The 16,529-nt window shown below is 41.9% G+C and carries 18 protein-coding genes; 4 read left to right on the top strand and 14 right to left on the bottom strand.

Annotated features, from left to right (window positions below; translation table 11 throughout):
- The coding region (locus tag RI561_RS11995) for a helix-turn-helix domain-containing protein (RefSeq protein ID WP_395080485.1) at positions 1–297 on the top strand (297 nt) is incomplete at its 5' end.
- Positions 298–342: 45 nt separating this feature from the next.
- Here the strand turns inward: RI561_RS11995 and RI561_RS11990 are convergent.
- On the bottom strand, positions 343–1,050 hold the full coding sequence (locus RI561_RS11990; RefSeq protein WP_395080484.1) for an RluA family pseudouridine synthase: 708 nt from the start codon (positions 1,048–1,050) through the stop codon (positions 343–345).
- Between the two features lie 286 nt (positions 1,051–1,336).
- Here RI561_RS11990 and RI561_RS11985 point away from each other — a divergent pair, with 286 nt between their 5' ends.
- Together RI561_RS11985 and RI561_RS11980 are read left to right on the top strand one after the other, a co-directional pair.
- Positions 1,337–1,630, top strand: a complete 294-nt coding sequence (locus RI561_RS11985; protein ID WP_109647487.1) for a type II toxin-antitoxin system Phd/YefM family antitoxin — start codon at positions 1,337–1,339, stop codon at positions 1,628–1,630.
- Entirely contained in the window at positions 1,621–1,926 is a 306-nt protein-coding gene (locus tag RI561_RS11980) for a type II toxin-antitoxin system RelE/ParE family toxin (protein ID WP_395080483.1), read from the top strand. The genes RI561_RS11985 and RI561_RS11980 overlap by 10 nt, the downstream gene beginning before the upstream one ends.
- Before the next feature lie 57 nt (positions 1,927–1,983).
- On the opposite strand, the gene RI561_RS11975 is transcribed toward RI561_RS11980, so the two are convergent.
- From RI561_RS11975 to RI561_RS11965, 3 genes are all read right to left on the bottom strand, one after another.
- Positions 1,984–2,436, bottom strand: coding sequence for a thioredoxin family protein (locus RI561_RS11975; protein ID WP_395080482.1), 453 nt, complete (start codon positions 2,434–2,436; stop codon positions 1,984–1,986).
- Positions 2,437–2,438: 2 nt separating this feature from the next.
- Positions 2,439–3,605: a TonB-dependent receptor plug domain-containing protein gene (locus tag RI561_RS11970; protein ID WP_395080481.1), complete on the bottom strand. Its 1,167-nt coding sequence runs from the start codon at positions 3,603–3,605 to the stop codon at positions 2,439–2,441.
- Positions 3,606–3,698: 93 nt separating this feature from the next.
- Entirely contained in the window at positions 3,699–4,670 is a 972-nt protein-coding gene (locus RI561_RS11965) for a TonB-dependent receptor plug domain-containing protein (protein WP_395080480.1), read from the bottom strand.
- 228 nt (positions 4,671–4,898) lie between these two features.
- Between RI561_RS11965 and RI561_RS11960 the strand changes: the two genes are divergently transcribed.
- Positions 4,899–5,309, top strand: a complete 411-nt coding sequence (locus RI561_RS11960) for a GxxExxY protein (RefSeq protein WP_395080479.1) — start codon at positions 4,899–4,901, stop codon at positions 5,307–5,309.
- A gap of 215 nt (positions 5,310–5,524) precedes the next feature.
- Here RI561_RS11960 and RI561_RS11955 read toward each other — a convergent pair whose 3' ends face one another.
- The 10 genes from RI561_RS11955 to hisG form a co-directional block, all read right to left on the bottom strand.
- Positions 5,525–6,886 carry a hypothetical protein gene (locus tag RI561_RS11955; protein WP_395080478.1) on the bottom strand — a complete coding sequence of 454 codons (1,362 nt, stop codon included), beginning with the start codon at positions 6,884–6,886 and terminating at the stop codon, positions 5,525–5,527.
- 26 nt (positions 6,887–6,912) lie between these two features.
- The gene (locus RI561_RS11950) at positions 6,913–7,611 is read right to left on the bottom strand and encodes an ABC transporter ATP-binding protein (RefSeq protein ID WP_395080477.1); all 699 of its coding nucleotides are present in this window, start codon (positions 7,609–7,611) and stop codon (positions 6,913–6,915) included.
- A 300-nt stretch (positions 7,612–7,911) separates the two neighbouring features.
- Positions 7,912–9,135, bottom strand: a complete 1,224-nt coding sequence (locus RI561_RS11945; RefSeq protein WP_395080476.1) for an ABC transporter permease — start codon at positions 9,133–9,135, stop codon at positions 7,912–7,914.
- Positions 9,135–10,355: an ABC transporter permease gene (locus tag RI561_RS11940; RefSeq protein ID WP_395080475.1), complete on the bottom strand. Its 1,221-nt coding sequence runs from the start codon at positions 10,353–10,355 to the stop codon at positions 9,135–9,137. Before RI561_RS11940 ends, RI561_RS11945 begins: the two co-directional genes overlap by 1 nt.
- Before the next feature lie 86 nt (positions 10,356–10,441).
- A complete protein-coding gene (locus tag RI561_RS11935; RefSeq protein ID WP_395080474.1) occupies positions 10,442–11,197 on the bottom strand; it encodes an outer membrane lipoprotein-sorting protein in 756 nt (251 codons plus the stop codon).
- Positions 11,198–11,298: 101 nt separating this feature from the next.
- A complete protein-coding gene (hisH, locus tag RI561_RS11930; RefSeq protein ID WP_395080473.1) occupies positions 11,299–11,910 on the bottom strand; it encodes an imidazole glycerol phosphate synthase subunit HisH in 612 nt (203 codons plus the stop codon).
- 7 nt (positions 11,911–11,917) lie between these two features.
- Complete coding sequence (gene hisB / locus RI561_RS11925) at positions 11,918–12,802, bottom strand: imidazoleglycerol-phosphate dehydratase HisB (RefSeq protein ID WP_395080472.1); 885 nt, start codon at positions 12,800–12,802, stop codon at positions 11,918–11,920.
- 80 nt (positions 12,803–12,882) lie between these two features.
- Complete coding sequence (gene hisC, locus RI561_RS11920; RefSeq protein WP_395080471.1) at positions 12,883–13,935, bottom strand: histidinol-phosphate transaminase; 1,053 nt, start codon at positions 13,933–13,935, stop codon at positions 12,883–12,885.
- Between the two features lie 281 nt (positions 13,936–14,216).
- The gene (gene hisD / locus RI561_RS11915; protein WP_395080470.1) at positions 14,217–15,506 is read right to left on the bottom strand and encodes a histidinol dehydrogenase; all 1,290 of its coding nucleotides are present in this window, start codon (positions 15,504–15,506) and stop codon (positions 14,217–14,219) included.
- Between the two features lie 31 nt (positions 15,507–15,537).
- Positions 15,538–16,419, bottom strand: coding sequence for an ATP phosphoribosyltransferase (hisG, locus tag RI561_RS11910; protein ID WP_395080469.1), 882 nt, complete (start codon positions 16,417–16,419; stop codon positions 15,538–15,540).
- Between the last annotated feature and the right edge of the window lie 110 nt (positions 16,420–16,529).

Here is a 16,529-nt window from a genome sequence, read left to right as displayed (position 1 = left end):
CCGGAGGAAAGAACAATGAGTAAAGATGATTTAGAAATTTTTATCGATCAAAAGAAAGCCGAAAGCCCAGAGTTTGCCGAAAACTTTGAGGAAGGATACCTAAATTTCAAAATCGGAGTAATTCTTCGCCAAGCCCGTGAAAATATGGGAGCAACTCAAGCTGATGTTGCTGAGAAGTTGAACACCACGAAATCAGTGATTTCCAGAATGGAAAATCATGCCGAGGATATTAAACTTTCCACGCTTACCAAATATGCAAAGGCATTAGGTAAAAAAGTAAAGCTCGAAATCCAGTGAATTCAAAAAATAACACGGCGTTATTGTTCTTAAAGCCATCACTCCTTAACTAATCAAAGAAGTGAAATATTCAGGTATATTGGTTTCGAAAGTCATTCGTTCTTTGGTAACCGGGTGATGTATTGAAAGTTTTGCGGCATGAAGACAAAGTCGCTTAATGCCCTTTTCTTTCCGCCCATACATTTTATCACCAACAACAGGGTGTCCGGTTTCGGCAAAATGGACCCGAATTTGGTTTTTACGACCGGTTAAAAGGTTGACCTCTATCAAACTGTAATGATCTGATTCCTTTAGAACCTTATATTCTGTTTTCGAAAGTTTACTGTCTTCTGAATCTTCTCCCACGGAATATACCCGGTGAATCGAATTCTGAGCAAGGTAGGAGCTTAGTATCCCTTCCTTTTTTCTAAGTTGACCATTTATAACCGTGAAATAAATTTTAGTCGCTTTCTTCCAATTATCCTGAAGGTACTTTCTCGATTGCTCGCTTTTAGTAAGGATTAAAATTCCTGAGGTGTCTTTGTCTAACCGATGTACAATAAAGACTCTCTTTCTGGATTTGGGATTTCCTTTTCGGACATAAGTGCCCAGCAAATATTCAACGGTATTATCCCTCTCTTTGTCATTAGGAACCGTTAACAAGCCATGTATTTTTTCGATGACAATGATGTCATAGTCTTCATACAAAATTGTAATACCATTGGGGTGATACCTTTTTGGAGAGCCTTTAAATTTTTTTCGCTTTTTTTTCATGATCAAGGGTAGCAATTTTTGTAATGGAAAAAAGCTCCAACCTTTGAATAATTTTATACTCAAATCCAGACTCGCTATTTAAACGCTGGGCCGTTAGTCTGCCTCATTCATAATTTATCACACGATTGCTTTCGGGTTACTTTTTGTTCAAATTATTGTATTCAATTCAATTTCTGAGAGAACAACGTTCAGCCCTTCACCAATACTGCTCATATATTCATTTCGTTATCACATTGCGTATTAATTTTGTACATTAAAAATACGTTTAAAGATAAATTTCACCATTATGGCAACAGCACGAATTGAAATAGACCAGGATATTCAACCGCTTTCCGAGTTCAGGAAACATGCCGCCGATTTCATTGACCGAATCAAAAAGCAGAAGCGATCTATTGTCTTGACACAGCACGGAAAAAGTGCTGCTGTTTTAGTAGATGTATCAGAGTATCAACGGATGGTTGATAAAATTGACCTGATGGAAGAGCTGATTGAAGCAGAGCGACAAATTGCAAGAGGTGAAGTCGTATCTCATGAGGAAGCTAAAAAACGTATTAAAGAAAACCTTGCAAAGTGGAAATAGTCTGGACCAATCAGGCATTCCATAAACTCAACAAGTTTGTCGACTACATCGCCCATGATGATTTTGACACTGCCGAAAAGTGGGCGGTAAAACTTATTGAGAAAACCGATCAGCTTATTGAGCAACCTGAATCAGGTCGAATTGTGCCAGAATATAATGAACCGAATTTACGTAAACTGATATTCGGAAATTACCGGGTTATATACCGCATACGTAAAGAAGAGGCTACGATCTATATTCAGACTGTTTGGCATGTTCGGCAAAATCCTCCTAAAACCAGTGAGGGGTTGCGGTAAATCTCGGTTTTTATCACTTTTATAACCCGTAATAACCAAGCCGGTTATGCCTATCCATCATTCAACAACATACCCCAAAATCTCTTTCAATTTCTCGGCCTCCGTAAATCCTGACAGGTGAAACAGGTACTCCCCTTCCGGCGAAAGCATCACGATGGCCGGCACTTGTTGTACATTTAGTTTCTGCGACAAACGTAGTGGGGTTAACGACACGTGTTTGTATTTCTTCCGGCTTTCATTGTCATCACGGTTCAAGCGGGTAAGAATAAAATCTTCATGAAAATTAGCCGAAATTTCAGGATAGACTTCTTTCTCCATTTTCTTACACCAGCCACACCACGGCGCCCATACATCTACCATGATGGGTTTCCCCGTTTCCTCAGCCAGCTGCAGTGCTTCTTCAAAAATATGCCATTTCAGATCCGTTTTCTGAGCTTGGACCGAAACTGGAATACTAATACCCAGCAAGGTCAAAACAATCGCTATATAAATTACCTTAATGACTTTCATCTCTACCTCAGGTTTAATCGTGCGCCAATTGAAAAGGTGCGGCAAATAATTGGTCCCCAGGTATAGATAGTATCAAACTCCGGACCGAATGGATTCGCGGCACCCACTAACGGACTTCCCTGCTTATAGTTAAATATATTTTCCGCGGACAGGTAGGCCTCAAAACCCACTCCTTTATCACTGTTCACATCAGCAAATTCCTTGGTGATCTTGATGTCGTGCGTAGAGTAAGTCGGGGACCTTGATGACCTGTCAAATTCCTCTGCATAATTGTCCGGCATTCGTTTTGGTCCGACCAGACTCCCGTTATATCCCAGTGAAAGATCTAAAGAAAGAATCGTGTACGTCGCGCCAAATACGCCGGTGTATTTCGGGGCATACATGATGGCTCTCCTCTGCCCATTCTCTTCCGTATATACATCCATAATCGTCATACTGGCATTATAGGTGATGGGCAGAGCCGTAAAATTCTGTTCCAAACCTACAGAGAAACCTTCGGTTACCGAAAAACCCGCCAGGTTTTCATAGACTATTAAATTCGGGTCTTGGTCGTAATCAGGGATTATTTTATTGGAGAAATGCGTATAAAAACCATCCACACTTACCGTCATGGGGTTAGTGCCAAACGGAATGATTTGTTCCAAACTGGCCGTTATGCTCTTAGATTCTTCGGGTTCCAAATCTTCATTGAACACCACTTCCCGAGAACCGGTCAATGCTGCATGGTCTTCTGTAAATACATTCACTACCCGAAATCCGGTTCCGGCACTTACCCTAAATGTTGTCAGGTTAGTGGGACTGAATTTTGATGATAATCTAGGAGCCGTAACTATACCATGCTCAGAGTGATGATCAAACCGAATCCCACCCAGAAAAGTAAAGTCACCGGCTTTTAGTTCTCCTTGTGAAAAGACGCCCGGGATCCATCTTTTGTCGGCACCGGCCGATGTTGCCGGAGTATTGTCATTGTAGGTTTCATATCGAATGGTGATTCCGGTCAATAGCTGAAAGTTTTTGCCAATGGACTGGTCCCAGGTAGCCTGACCAAACACAATCCCCTGTTGAGCATCGTACCAATCGGTTCCATAATAACTATCCTGGTCATGATAGGTAACGGCCCCACTAATTCGAAGGCGTTCATTCAAACCGGCCGGACGGTATTCAGTCATTAACTCAAACCGGTTGGTGTAAATGGATTCACCATAAATCTGATCGGAGCCGCGAAGATCATCGTTGAATGATTCGAGTCCCCCCGTACGATTTTAGGTGTAGAACTTCGTGGCGATATTCAAACGCTGTTCCATATTCTCTCCCAGCAGTGTTCCTTTTCCAAACAAAGAAACCCGTGATTGTTTCACCAGGTCATTGAAGTTATCGCCGTTTTCATCAAAATAATTTTCAAGACGTAAAATGTTTCCGCTTATAAATCCTTCAAACCGACCAAACTTAGGAGAGTAGGCCAGATTAATATTTCCCTCTTCGGTGCTTTTGGTATATACATCCGCTGAAAAAGTAGGGGTAATTGCCGGGTTCTTGGTGATGATATTTACCACGCCACCCAAGGCTTGGGTTCCATATAAAGTTGACTGGGGGCCTTTAATAACTTCCACCTGATCGATGATAGAGGGGCTAATCCCGTTCAGCCCATACACCGAAGCTAAAGCTCCCATAATGGGCATTCCATCAATTAAGACGGCGGTGTTTGGCCCTTCCACTCCATTTATTCTTATGGCATTCGTCCCGCATACTCCGCAATTAAGTTGGGTTGAAAGTCCGTTTACACTGCTAATCAGATCCATAATATTGGAACTTATTCTCCCCTGCTGAAGCTGTTTGGCTTTAACTACATTTACTTTTAAAGGAGACTCCTTTACATAGGTTTGGCGCATGGTTCCGGTCACTACCATTTGCTCAAGTTCTAAAACGGATTGATCCAATTTAATTTCGAGCTGAGTGGTTTTTCCACCCGTTACTTTGACTTCTCTTTCTACCTTTTTAAAACCAATTGCAGTTATTTGCAGCTTATACGTACCTGTCGGTACTTCTTTAATCATGAAAACGCCGTTCTCATCTGTTGCATCTCCCTTTTGAAGTGCTATAATGCCAACATTGGCTCCTACTACCGGTTCTCCTCCTGCTATTACTTTTCCTGTAATGGTTCCGGTTCTATTCTGAGCTTCTGCTGTAAAAGCGAGAAGTACTGCGATGCTTATATTTAGTATAATTTTTATCACGACAACTTATTTTTTAGTCTTGACTAAATTTAAAATAAGCTATGATTACATGCAACTACTGTTCAGGTATAAAAAGTGACCTTTCTCCAAGATTTTCCTTTGTGACTTAATGTCTTTGTGGCCCCTCTTTTTTGCCACCAAGACCCAAGGACACTAAAGTGCACTAAGTTTTATCTTGACTTATTCATTTTTGAATGACTTATTAAATGAAATTAATTATAGGTTTTTATGGGACGATCAAATAATAAACGTTTTGAACCACTCACAGATGAGGAGGAAAGAATTGGAAAAGCTATTGTTAATTCGGCTTACCATGTTCATAACTCGTTAGGTCCCGGATTGTTGGAGAAAGTTTATGAAGTTTGTTTTTGCCACGTCCTTTCCAAAAAGGGATTTAACATCCACCGGCAGCTTGATATACCTATAACTTTTGAAGGTGTGGTATTCGAGGAAGGGCTCAGATTAGATGTGCTGGTAAATGATTTAGTCATTTGTGAACTAAAGGATCTTGAAACAGTAAATCCTGTTTGGGAAGCTCAATTGCTAAGTCATCTAAAATTAACTGGTAAAAGATTGGGCTATTTAATCAATTTCAATGTTCCATTAATAAAAGATGGAATTAAAAGGATGATACTTTAAGAATTCCTCGATCTCATTTTACCTTATTCCTTTAGTGATTCTGCGTGCCTTCGTGGCCTTTCCTTTTTTGCCACTAAGACACAAGGGCACTAAGGTACACCAAGTTTTTTTTCGTCATTCCTCTTTGTGATTCTTTGTGACTTCGTGTCTTTGTGGCCCCTCTTTTTTGCCACCAAGACTCAAGGACACAAAGGTGTACTAAGGTGCACTAAGTTCTAATACGACCACTTCACCCTAAAGAAAAGCAGGTTTGGGGTTTCGGTGAGGTCAGAAAACACAGAACCTTTCAATAACTGGCCGAGTATCATGAGATCTAAATTTTCGGAAAGAGATCGTGTAAATTGCGGAATTAGTATAATCATTTTTCGGTCAAAGCTCCCCATCACCCCACTACTTATACTTGTGAGAGGGTTTAGCTGGTAAGCTGCGTTCAGAAAATACCCGGTTTCAGCGATGAACAAATCAGAAGCACTGGGAGGACGGGTTAGTTGCCCCAATGGATTAGCCGAGCGATTCCACCCGCCATTATACAATAGCTCTGCAGAGCCATAAACAGCATTCGGGAACATATAATCTCCCCCTAACGTGGCTGTAAAATGTCCGCTTTCATCAAAGAAGTTCTTTTTGGGATGGAAATAAGTAAGCTCACCTTTAAAGCCAGCCGTTTTCAGATATCCGCTCCAACCTGCTCCCAAGGCCAATTCTTCAAAATAATTTCCGGCGATAAGCTGCACATCATACTCTCCCAAACTTCCCCGAATCATTCCCGCAATCACCGATTCATCCAACGATTTCCCTATTCGATATCCGGCTTCCACACTTGAAGCATAGCTCCAGGAGTAAGACGCATACAAAGCATCTGTACCGGGACGTTCTTCATAATCAAAATCCAGATAAGCGTAAGCGTTAAACAAATCATTGGGATTCCACACCATCGTCTTTCCCCAATTTATGCGTTGCCGTCCAGCATGAACCTCCCAAGGGCCGTTGATATACGAAAGGTGAAGACGGTCGATAGCTGAGTTCAACACAGTGTAGTCGCTATCAACCCAAGTTTTACTCAAATCAAAATATCCGGGATCGTTTGCCAGGAAGTTTCCATAACCCGGTGTATTGTTTACCATCCACCCATTGAACAAGCGAGTTCTCACATCTCCCCGAAATTCAAAATGCTCCCCCATTCTAAACTCAGACTCAAGGCGATGATGAAGGATGTTGTCGTAGCGAAGGGTTTCGAGGTCATTGCTGAGGCTGATGCTTCCCAGTTCTTTTACATAGCCACTGAAATCTGCTTCTATGTTTTGGGATTGGATGGATGTAGAAAAAAGCAGCATCAGGATTAAAGCTAATAGCCTAATTCCACCACTTTCCTCTCCCTGATTTCCAGCAGAGCTGAAATCGGTCTCTCTCCAAAGAGAGATAAGTTCTTGCCAATGGATGGAATATCGACCTACACAAGAATTCTCCCCAGAGGCAAGAACCTTTGTCCCTTTGGAGGGACAGAAAGAACGGCCCGCCGTTACTTTCGGGGAGGAGCGTAGGTTACCTTCAATATTCAATATTCCACTGTTCATCATTCAATATTCAAACTGTTCACTGTTCGCTACTTATTGCCCACTGTTCTCTCTTCATCGGAATCCACCTTCCCATCCACGAGTGTAACCACGCGCCGGGCTCGTTCCACAACTCTTTGGTCATGGGTTGAGAATATAAACGTTATTTTTTCTTCTTCATTTAACCGGAGCATCATATCCAGTAAATTTGCTGTGGAGGCAGAGTCAAGATTGGCTGTGGGTTCATCGGCGAGCACAAAATCCGGTTTTGAGGCAAGAGCTCTTGCTACGGCTACCCTTTGTTGTTGGCCGCCTGACAGTTCAGAAGGTCGTTTATCAACTTTGTCCTCCAGGCCTACCATTTTCAGCAACTCCATACTCCGATCAATACATTCTTTTTGAGGCCGCCCTTGCATCTGTAAGATAAAGGCGATGTTTTCCTTAGCAGTCAACACAGGAATTAAATTGTATGCCTGAAACACAAATCCAATATGATGTAAACGAAAATCGATCAACTCCCGCTCTTTAAGTAAAAACATATCGGTGTCATGGATATATACCTTGCCTTCAGTCGGCTCATCCAATCCGCCGATAACATTCAACAATGTCGTTTTCCCCGATCCCGAAGGGCCTACAATAGCCATGAATTCTCCCTCGTCGATATCCAGATCTACCCCATTTAAAGCATGAACCGGAACCTGATCCTGATTGTACACTTTCTTGATATCACGCACCTTGATAATAGACATTGGATTTTAGATTTATGATGGATGATTTTTGATTGGGGGATTTTGTGTTGCATTATTTCTTATTTCGGTCTCTCTCCAAAGAGAGATAGGTTCTTGCCAGTTTGTAAGGTAATTGCATTCATAAAAACTGTTACCATGTATAAGAACCTGTGTCCCTTTGGAGGGACAGAAAGAACGGCTCGCCGTTACTTTCGGGGAGGACAGTAAGCTGGTGTAAACTCCTACATCGCTATTTAAAATTCTTTTGTTCATTATTCGATATTTAAACTGATCACTGCTTACTGTTCACTGAATACTGACCTACACTTTTCTTATGGCTTGAACCGGATTTAATCGCAGTGCTTTAATAGATGGATAAACAGCAGCCAATAACGTTGCGATAAGCATCAGTAAGCCAATATTTAGGAAATATCCTTCCGGCAACTCGGGATAGATTATTGTACTCATTCCATATTCTTCAAGTCCCTGGGCAAAAGCACTCAAATCGATGCCTACTTCTCCTACCCAAAGTATGGTGAGCCAGCTTAATAACATCCCAACCGGTACGCCCACCATGGTTAGAAAAAACGTTTCAAACATCACCATAGAAAATGTACGAATTCGATTTACACCAATGGCCATCAGCATTCCGAGCTCTTGGGTTCGCTCCAATACAGACATCAACATAGTGTTTATGATCCCAAAAACCAGCGCTATAGCAATGATGGTCATAAAGATGTAGAGCATGAAATCAACATTGGAATCGGTATAGCGCAATGATGGTGACACATCTCCCCAACTCCGAATCTCCATACTTGAAGACTGAGCTAAAGAATCCCGATACTGATCTGCATTCTTAAAATTATCGACCATAATGGCAATTTCATGTACTGTATTTTCCCGTCCCAGCAGGCGATTTAAATCTTCCCGGTTTACAAATACGTTACTCTCATCAAAAGCGGAATTGGGGGTATCAAAAATACCGGCTACCCGAAAAGCTCCGGCAGTGATGTTCCCTTCCACATCCTGAAAGTTGATGACCAACCGCGAGCGAATTTCCAGCTTCAACCGCTTAGCCAGGTTATCACCAATCATCACAGGGTTACGTGCCGACTCTGACAAATATTCTCCCTCTGCAAGATACGTATGAAGGTCTGTGACAGTTGAATCTGTATGGGTATTAATGCCCTTCACCGTTACTCCAAAAGTGTTGGTAGCACTTGAGGCTAGTCCTTGAATAACACTTCGTCCTGTTACCGATATCGTAAAATCATACCGGTTCAAACTCTGAATCATAGAGTCCGGTTTGGGAATGTAATATTTTGGCAGAAATTCCTCACTGTACTTGGGATGCTGAATTTGCATGTGCGAAACCGAAGTGTCGAGCTGATTTTTGATATATTGCATACTCATCCCATTCATCAATCCGGTCGAAAAAATTCCGGCCCAAGTTCCCAATAGTACCGCTAAAATAACCACACTGCTGCGAGTGGGATTGCGCCACACATTTTTCCAGCTTAGTTTTATAATCGACCAAAATTTCATCAATGCCTCATGGCCTCCACCGGTTTTAGTTTGCGCATGTGCAAAAGCGGATACAAACTTATAATGAGTGTTATAATCAAAATGATACCCCCCTGCTGAATCAAAATAGAAGGATCGGTAGAAAACTGTACAAAGGGCTCCATCCCATATTCTTCAATAGCCAGGGCTGCCTCACCTGAAAATTCAAGCGGGTTGAAATTAAAATAGTACATCACGGGAAGACTGAGCATCATCCCAAAAACTGTTCCCATAAAGGTGATGAAGATCATTTCCAGGATAAGCATAATCGACATTCTCAAACGAGCTGTTCCTATCGCAATCATCACTCCAAATTCAAATTTTCGTTCAGCAGTCATCATTAAAATGCTTCCAAATATTCCGAAACCGACGATCATATAAAGGATCAGTAGCAAAATCATCGCACTTCCACGGTCAGCTTCAATTGCCTGAACCAGTTCCGGCATCAGTGTTTGCCAACCCAATACAGCATATTCCTCACCAAGTTCTGCACGCAGATCATCCACCACTTCATTCACTTCTTCGGGATCATTTAAGAGAACCACCAAAGAAGTCACCCGATCATACGCGGCATAGAAATCACGAGCAGTATCTATAGGCAAATAAACCATATTATTATTCATCTCCGGAAGCCCAAACTTCATAATCCCTGAAATGGGGTGCGCTGCTGCTGCGCTCATTCCTCTAAACCCTTGTCCCAATAACACCAAAGTATCGCCCACCTCAACGTTTAGAAATTCTCCCAGCCCCTCTGCAATCAATACTCCATTTTCAGAATTTGAATTGAAATACTCACCATTAATTATTTTTTGATCCGGTTCACTGAGTTGTTTCTCACTTTCCAAATCAATACCGATGACCATGGCAGCTTTACTTCGGTCTGCACCTGCTGCCAAAGCGTAGGAATCAATTCGGGGAATGGTGCTTTGTATTTTGGGGTGATCCTGGAGCAGCTTTAGAAGTTCATCATCAACCCTTAGGCTGTTATCGAGAGTAGATTCTTCAAAATAACCGGGATCCTGAACCTGAAGATGCCCCGAAAAAGAACCCACCGTGTTATCGATCATCTGGTCATATTGACCTTGCTGCATCGAACTCATAACCGATGAAAGCAGCACTGCCATCACTACGGATGCCATCGTGATGAGCGTCCGCCGCTTATTCCGCCAAATATTTCGCCATGCCAACTTTAGATATAGCATATTTGATTCTTAGGCCTTCAATTCAAAATTCAACATTCATAATTACTATTTAATTTTGAATGTTGAATTTTGAATTTTGAATTTTTTCACTGCACACGTCGCATATTCTGGACCGAGAAAAAACTTTCCGGGATACTTTCGTTGAATTCCATAGATTGATATTCGATGACTGTCTTGTGGCCTTCTTTATCTTGGGGAATCATTTCCATTCGAGCCGGGATCATACGTCCGTCGAACTCCTTTACATTCATTCCCTTCATTACATTGATCAGATCACCAAATTCATCATAAAATTCTGACCGTAACTGCAGGTATTCATCTTTAGATACCCATACATCAACCCGGTCCCAAACTACCGGAGCATCGGGCTTGGGCGTCATTTGGATTTTGTAGCATTCCCGGCCTTCAATGGTTTCTTCACCCACCAGTTCATGTTCATAATCGGTTACCACAGATGATTCCCGGACCAAGTCATCATTGGTGAAATCAGACCCCATCCAGGATTGCATCATCATGGATGGCGGCATTTTAATAGTTCGTCCTACGCTTGGTACCCAGTTCCATATCTCATTTCCTCGTTTCAGGTAAGCAGTTCCTTCATCGCGAGCAGGAGAAGTGATCAGAATCAGAGAATATTCATTCCCACGGACCCAGCTTTTCATGGAAATAGTACGTTCCCAATTTGGCCTGACAATAGTCATGCTCATTTCTGATTCCAGTGATTCACCGCGCATTTTTTCATCCATTTGGCGGATAATCTCCGTAGCGTCTTGCGCAAATAAATTCCCTGATATCGGCAGAATTATGAAGGTAAACAGTACAGCTAAAATCCTATATCGCATAAACATTCTCCTTTGCTTTAGGTATTTAACCAAAAGATACGATAAAAGAAAATGTCATCAATAAATGAAGGGGAAGTGAAGAATAAAGAAAGAAAATGTAATTATGGCTTCACTTTTTCCGGAGAGTATACCCAATCAAGAAAGTTTTGCAGAATTAAAGATCCCACACTGCCTGACTTCTCAGGATGAAATTGGACTCCAACAAAATTGTCTTTAGCCACAATAGCAGAAAAGTCGTTAATGTAATTACAGGTAGCAAGGGTGTAATCCCCAACCGGAGCATAGTAGCTATGCACAAAATAGAGATAATTTTTTGAGATCAGGTTTTTTAAGATTGGATGATTCTGATCACTTTTAAGCTTATTCCAACCCATATGCGGGACTTTGGCTTTTGAATCATCAAACTTTTGAAGGGCACCGGGAATAACACCAAGTCCAATGATATCGCCCTCAGTGGACGTTTCGAATAATAGCTGCATCCCAACACAGATTCCGAGAACCGGTTTCTTAGTATTTTGAAGCCATTCATCAACTCCTTTTTCTCTAAGGGATTCCATAGCCGCACCGGCATGTCCTACTCCCGGAAATATTACAGCCTTGGCACTTTCTAATTCCTGAGGGGTTTCAGCAAAAAAATATTTGGCCCCTAAGCGTTCTAATGCGTTCGCAACTGATGCGGTGTTACCGGCCTTATACTTGATGATAGCAATCATAAATAATCTACAGCGTCCCTTTGGAACTTGGGACAAGATTTTTGATGCGCCCGTTCTGTTCTATAGCCATCTTTAAAGACCGGGCAAGACCCTTAAAGCAGGCTTCAATTTTATGGTGATCATTTTCACCTGAAACGCTAACATGTAAAGTTGCTTTCAAGTTCATTGCCAGGCTATAAAAAAAATGCTTCACCATTTCGGTTGGTAAGTCACCTACATATTCTCGATTGAAAGTGGCTTCAAATACCAAATATGGCCTTCCTGATAAATCAATAGCTACTGTAGCTTGCGTTTCGTCCATCGGTAACACAAACCCATACCGCTCAATTCCTTTTTTATTTCCGAGAGCTTTTGTAATCACCTCACCCAATGCTATTGCCACATCTTCAATAGTATGATGTTCATCCACCTCCAAATCCCCATCACACTTCAGGCTCATATCAATCAACCCATGCCGTGCAATTTGATCGAGCATGTGATCAAAGAAATTTAGTCCGGTGGAAATATCTGCTTTGCCCGTTCCATCAAGCTTTAGATCTATGTTGATATCCGTTTCGTTGGTTTTTCTTTGAATGGATGCTTTGCGGGCCTCAGTAGTGATAAATTTCACAATGGGCTTCCATCCTTGAGACGTAATAACCTCTTCACCCTCTTTCATCAAAACCAGTTTTTCATCCACCGCATCTATTAATAAATCGGCCTCTCCTTCCTCAAAAAAAGGAATATTCTCCTGCTCAAGCAGCGCTTTCTGTTGGGGTGAAATTGATTCCGATTCGATATGGAGGTCTCGCCCTCCTTCTACAATCTTTTGTAAGGAAGAAATCGTTTTTGCCCGAAATAAAAATTCTCCGGACGGGTCATTAAGTGCTTTTTTGGTAATTGATATCAACATAATTTGTGTCTTTTGGGGTCGATGCAGAACGAGTTCAAATTGAATAAACTATAGGGGTTCCATTCCTTAATTAATATTCGCTATTCAATATTCTTGAGCGCTGCAAAAAATCGATCGTTTTCGGCTGCCGTTCCAACAGTTAACCGTAAACAATTCTTACAGTGCGGCTCATTCCCTCTATAGCGAATGATCACTCCTTGCTCGGCTAATTTACGATAAACTTGTACGGCCTCAGCAGTTCGAAACATCACAAAATTGGCATCGGTTGGGAATACTTTTTCGACCTTTGGATTCGAAACTAATTTGGAAATCACGCGTTCCCGCTCTTCCATAATGGATTCGATATTCTTCTTTACATGATCCAGGTTTGCAAATCCATCGAGTGCTTTTTGGGAAGTCAGCTTATTCACATTATACGGGGCTTTTACTTTCATCATATAAGAAATTACTTCAGGATTAGCCAAGGCCACTCCCAATCGAATCCCAGCCAAGCCAAAGGATTTTGAAAGCGTTTGTAGTACCACCAAATTTGGAAATTCAGCAATATTGTTAGCTAAACTTCCCTGTCGACTGAAGTCAATATACGCCTCATCCACTACTACCATTCCATTAAATCCCTCCAAAACTTTAGCAATATCATTTACATTCATGCTATTTGCTGTAGGATTATTTGGCGAGCAAATAAAAATCATTTTGGTTTCAGGTTGTACCGCTGCCAGAATCTTCTCAGGCTGAAGTTGAAAACTTTCGGTCAGCAATACTTCATCCACCCCAACATCATTAATATTAGCTGATACTTTGAACATACCGTACGTTGGAGGATTGGTGATAACTCGGTCTTTTCCTGGTCTGCAAAAAATTCGATACAGCAAATCGATTGCCTCATCACTGCCAACACCCACAAAAACATTCTCCCGGTTCACCCCCCGAAAAGCTGCAATCTGATCTCTCAGCTGCTCCTGATACGGCATGGGATAACGATTTAATTCCAGGTCATCCACAAAAGGGGCACCAAAGCTATTCTCGTTAGCATCTAATAAAATACCGGAGTCAAAGTCATCCCGAGCGCTTCTATAAGGTTTAAGATTTCGAATGTTTTCCCTCACCAGGGAATTGATATCTGTTTTTTTCATTTATACCGATTTATAGTGTACTGCTTTGTTATTGGTTTGAGGCAAAGCCTCTCTTTTGCGTTCCGCCGCTGAGCAACGGACCGAGGCAGTGGTACGCGGGTGACACGGATACAGCGGAATTGCTTTTTACTATTCTTGGTTCTGTGATGAATCCGCAAAATTTACCTCATCCGTGTCTGTCCCGCACAAAACTGTCGGGGTTCTAATCCGATGCATCCACTACTCGCTCCTGCCGCTCTGCTTAGGTGCAAGAATGTACTTCAAAATTCAAAATCCCTTGTTCAATCTTCGATATTCTTGAGCCGCAGGCTAACCGCATTTTTGTGTGCCTGAAGTTCTTCTAATTCTGCCAGTTTTTCCACAGTCGGCCCAATATTTTTTAGCCCTTCCTCACTCAGTGATTGCATGGTTATTGATTTCTGAAATGCTGCTAAATTTACCCCACTATACATACGCGCATAGCCATAAGTTGGCAAGGTGTGATTGGTCCCTGAAGCATAATCTCCGACACTCTCCGGTGTCAGTTGCCCAAGGAACACGGAGCCAGCATTAATAATCTTCTCAACATGAGATTCGGCATCCTCAATATTCACAATCAAATGTTCGGGAGCATATTGGTTGGAGAAATCAAAGACTTCGTCGATTGTTTCGACAATCAGTGAGTAGCTATTTTCCAAAGCTTGAGCGGCCATTTCTTTCCTGGGAAGTTCACTTAATTGTGATTCTAATTCCTTATTCAAACCATCCATGTCGAAATCAGAAGTAGCAACTAACACCACCTGACTATCTTTACCGTGCTCGGCTTGGGAAAGAAGATCGGCTGCTACATAAGCCGGATTGGCCTGAGCATCGGCGATCACCAATACTTCCGACGGGCCCGCCGGCATATCGATGCTGACTTGAGCTTCAGAATTTTGGAGAATCATTTTCGCAGCCGTGACATATTGATTGCCCGGGCCAAAAATCTTATCCACTTTGGAAACGGTATTGGTTCCAAAAGCCATTGCTGCAACAGCTTGGGCACCGCCAGCCAGCAAAATCTGATCTACTTCTGCCCTTTGAGAAATATAAATTATTTCCTGAGCCACAGTTCCATCCTTTCGCGGAGGTGTGGCGAGTACTTTGGTCGAACAGCCGGCGATCATAGCCGGGATTACCAACATCATAGCGGTTGATGGCAAGATAGCAGTGCCTCCGGGAACATATAATCCAACCCGTTCGATGGGGCGGGCTACTTTCATACAACGGACGCCGGGCATGATCTCTACTTCCAGTGGAGTTGGATACTGTGCTTTGTGGAACCGAAAAATATTATCAAACGCTATGTCGATAGCTTTTTTGGTTTCCTCATCCAGCGATACTTCAACATCCTTTGGGTTGATAACCACCGAACCCAAATCCACCCTATCAAATTTACTTGTATACTTTTTGACGGCTTCGTCTCCATATTTTTCTACCTCATCTAAAATAGGTTGCACGGTTTTAAAGATGGAAGTAAAATCTATCTTAGGTCGCTTCAAAAGCTCACTAATTTCTTCCGGTGATAATTCTGAATAATTATAATTTTTCATTTCACCATTTTGATATTCAATATTCGATATTCTAAAGAATCATACTTTCAATCGGCAGCATCACAATATCGGAGGCGCCGGCTTCTTGAAGTTCTTCCATCACCGTCCAGAATTTTTCCAATGGGATAACGGTATGCACCGCAACCATATCTTTCTCAGCAAGCGGCATCACCGTAGGACTCTTCATAGATGGAATAATTCGTTTGATCTCTTCCACTGCCGATTCCGGAGCATTCATCATGATGTACCGACTTTTAGCTGCCTGCTGATAGCCATCCATACGCACCAGGAACTTCTCTATAAGCTGCTGCTTCCCGGGAGATAATTCTTTATTTGTGCGGATAAGTTGGGTTTGCGACTCAAGGATAGTATCCAGTTCTACTAATCCGTTTGCTTTTAATGTCCCACCTGAGGATACTAAATCTACAATGGCATCAGCTACTTCTAACTGGGGTGCAATTTCAACCGCTCCTGAAATCTCAATGATCTGAATATCAATTCCCCGATCCTCAAAAAACTTGTGGGTCAAATTTGGATAGCTTGTGGCTACTTTTTTTCCTGCAAAATCTTCCGGTTTATTGATTTCTCCATTTTTTGGAGCAGCTAAAGACAAGCGACATTTTCCATATCCCAAATCGCGAATAGGTGTTACATCGGCGCCGGTTTCTTGGGTTTCATTTGCTCCTACAAAACCAAGGTCGCAGACGCCATCCTGCACATATTCAGGAATATCATCATCCCGAAGCAACAATAGCTCTACATCAAAATTTCTTGTTTTTACGATGAGGTTGCGTTTATAATTGTCGAAATCAATGCCGATGCCTTCCAGCAATGCGATGGTCTTATCGGTTAAACGGCCGCTTTTCTGAATGGCAATACGGAGTGAAGTTGAAGAATCCTTCGTTCGGTTCATAATGTGTATAAAAGATAGATTTGGTTAAAAAATAAGTATAAAATAGGTAGATAAAAGAGTATCGAAAGAGTGCAAAATTAATGCACGTGCATATGATGATGTCCCTGATG

Origin of the sequence: Gracilimonas sp. (assembly GCF_031581265.1) — a bacterium.
Classification (GTDB): domain Bacteria; phylum Bacteroidota; class Rhodothermia; order Balneolales; family Balneolaceae; genus Gracilimonas.
Note: the sequence above shows the minus strand (reverse complement) of the source record. Positions and strands in the feature narration are given on the sequence as shown.

What these genes read in the sequence shown, in the direction of transcription:
- hisD (WP_395080470.1), bottom strand. Translation starts at nt 15,506, where the DNA reads ATGAAAAATTATAATTATTCAGAATTATCACCGGAAGAAATTAGTGAG.
- RI561_RS11955 (WP_395080478.1), bottom strand. Translation starts at nt 6,886, where the DNA reads ATGATGAACAGTGGAATATTGAATATTGAAGGTAACCTACGCTCCTCC.
- hisC (WP_395080471.1), bottom strand. Translation starts at nt 13,935, where the DNA reads ATGAAAAAAACAGATATCAATTCCCTGGTGAGGGAAAACATTCGAAAT.
- RI561_RS11985 (WP_109647487.1), top strand. Translation starts at nt 1,337, where the DNA reads ATGGCAACAGCACGAATTGAAATAGACCAGGATATTCAACCGCTTTCC.
- hisB (WP_395080472.1), bottom strand. Translation starts at nt 12,802, where the DNA reads ATGTTGATATCAATTACCAAAAAAGCACTTAATGACCCGTCCGGAGAA.
- RI561_RS11990 (WP_395080484.1), bottom strand. Translation starts at nt 1,050, where the DNA reads ATGAAAAAAAAGCGAAAAAAATTTAAAGGCTCTCCAAAAAGGTATCAC.
- RI561_RS11960 (WP_395080479.1), top strand. Translation starts at nt 4,899, where the DNA reads ATGGGACGATCAAATAATAAACGTTTTGAACCACTCACAGATGAGGAG.
- RI561_RS11940 (WP_395080475.1), bottom strand. Translation starts at nt 10,355, where the DNA reads ATGCTATATCTAAAGTTGGCATGGCGAAATATTTGGCGGAATAAGCGG.
- RI561_RS11935 (WP_395080474.1), bottom strand. Translation starts at nt 11,197, where the DNA reads ATGCGATATAGGATTTTAGCTGTACTGTTTACCTTCATAATTCTGCCG.
- hisG (WP_395080469.1), bottom strand. Translation starts at nt 16,419, where the DNA reads ATGAACCGAACGAAGGATTCTTCAACTTCACTCCGTATTGCCATTCAG.
- RI561_RS11970 (WP_395080481.1), bottom strand. Translation starts at nt 3,605, where the DNA reads ATGACTGAATACCGTCCGGCCGGTTTGAATGAACGCCTTCGAATTAGT.
- RI561_RS11945 (WP_395080476.1), bottom strand. Translation starts at nt 9,135, where the DNA reads ATGAAATTTTGGTCGATTATAAAACTAAGCTGGAAAAATGTGTGGCGC.
- RI561_RS11950 (WP_395080477.1), bottom strand. Translation starts at nt 7,611, where the DNA reads ATGTCTATTATCAAGGTGCGTGATATCAAGAAAGTGTACAATCAGGAT.
- hisH (WP_395080473.1), bottom strand. Translation starts at nt 11,910, where the DNA reads ATGATTGCTATCATCAAGTATAAGGCCGGTAACACCGCATCAGTTGCG.
- RI561_RS11975 (WP_395080482.1), bottom strand. Translation starts at nt 2,436, where the DNA reads ATGAAAGTCATTAAGGTAATTTATATAGCGATTGTTTTGACCTTGCTG.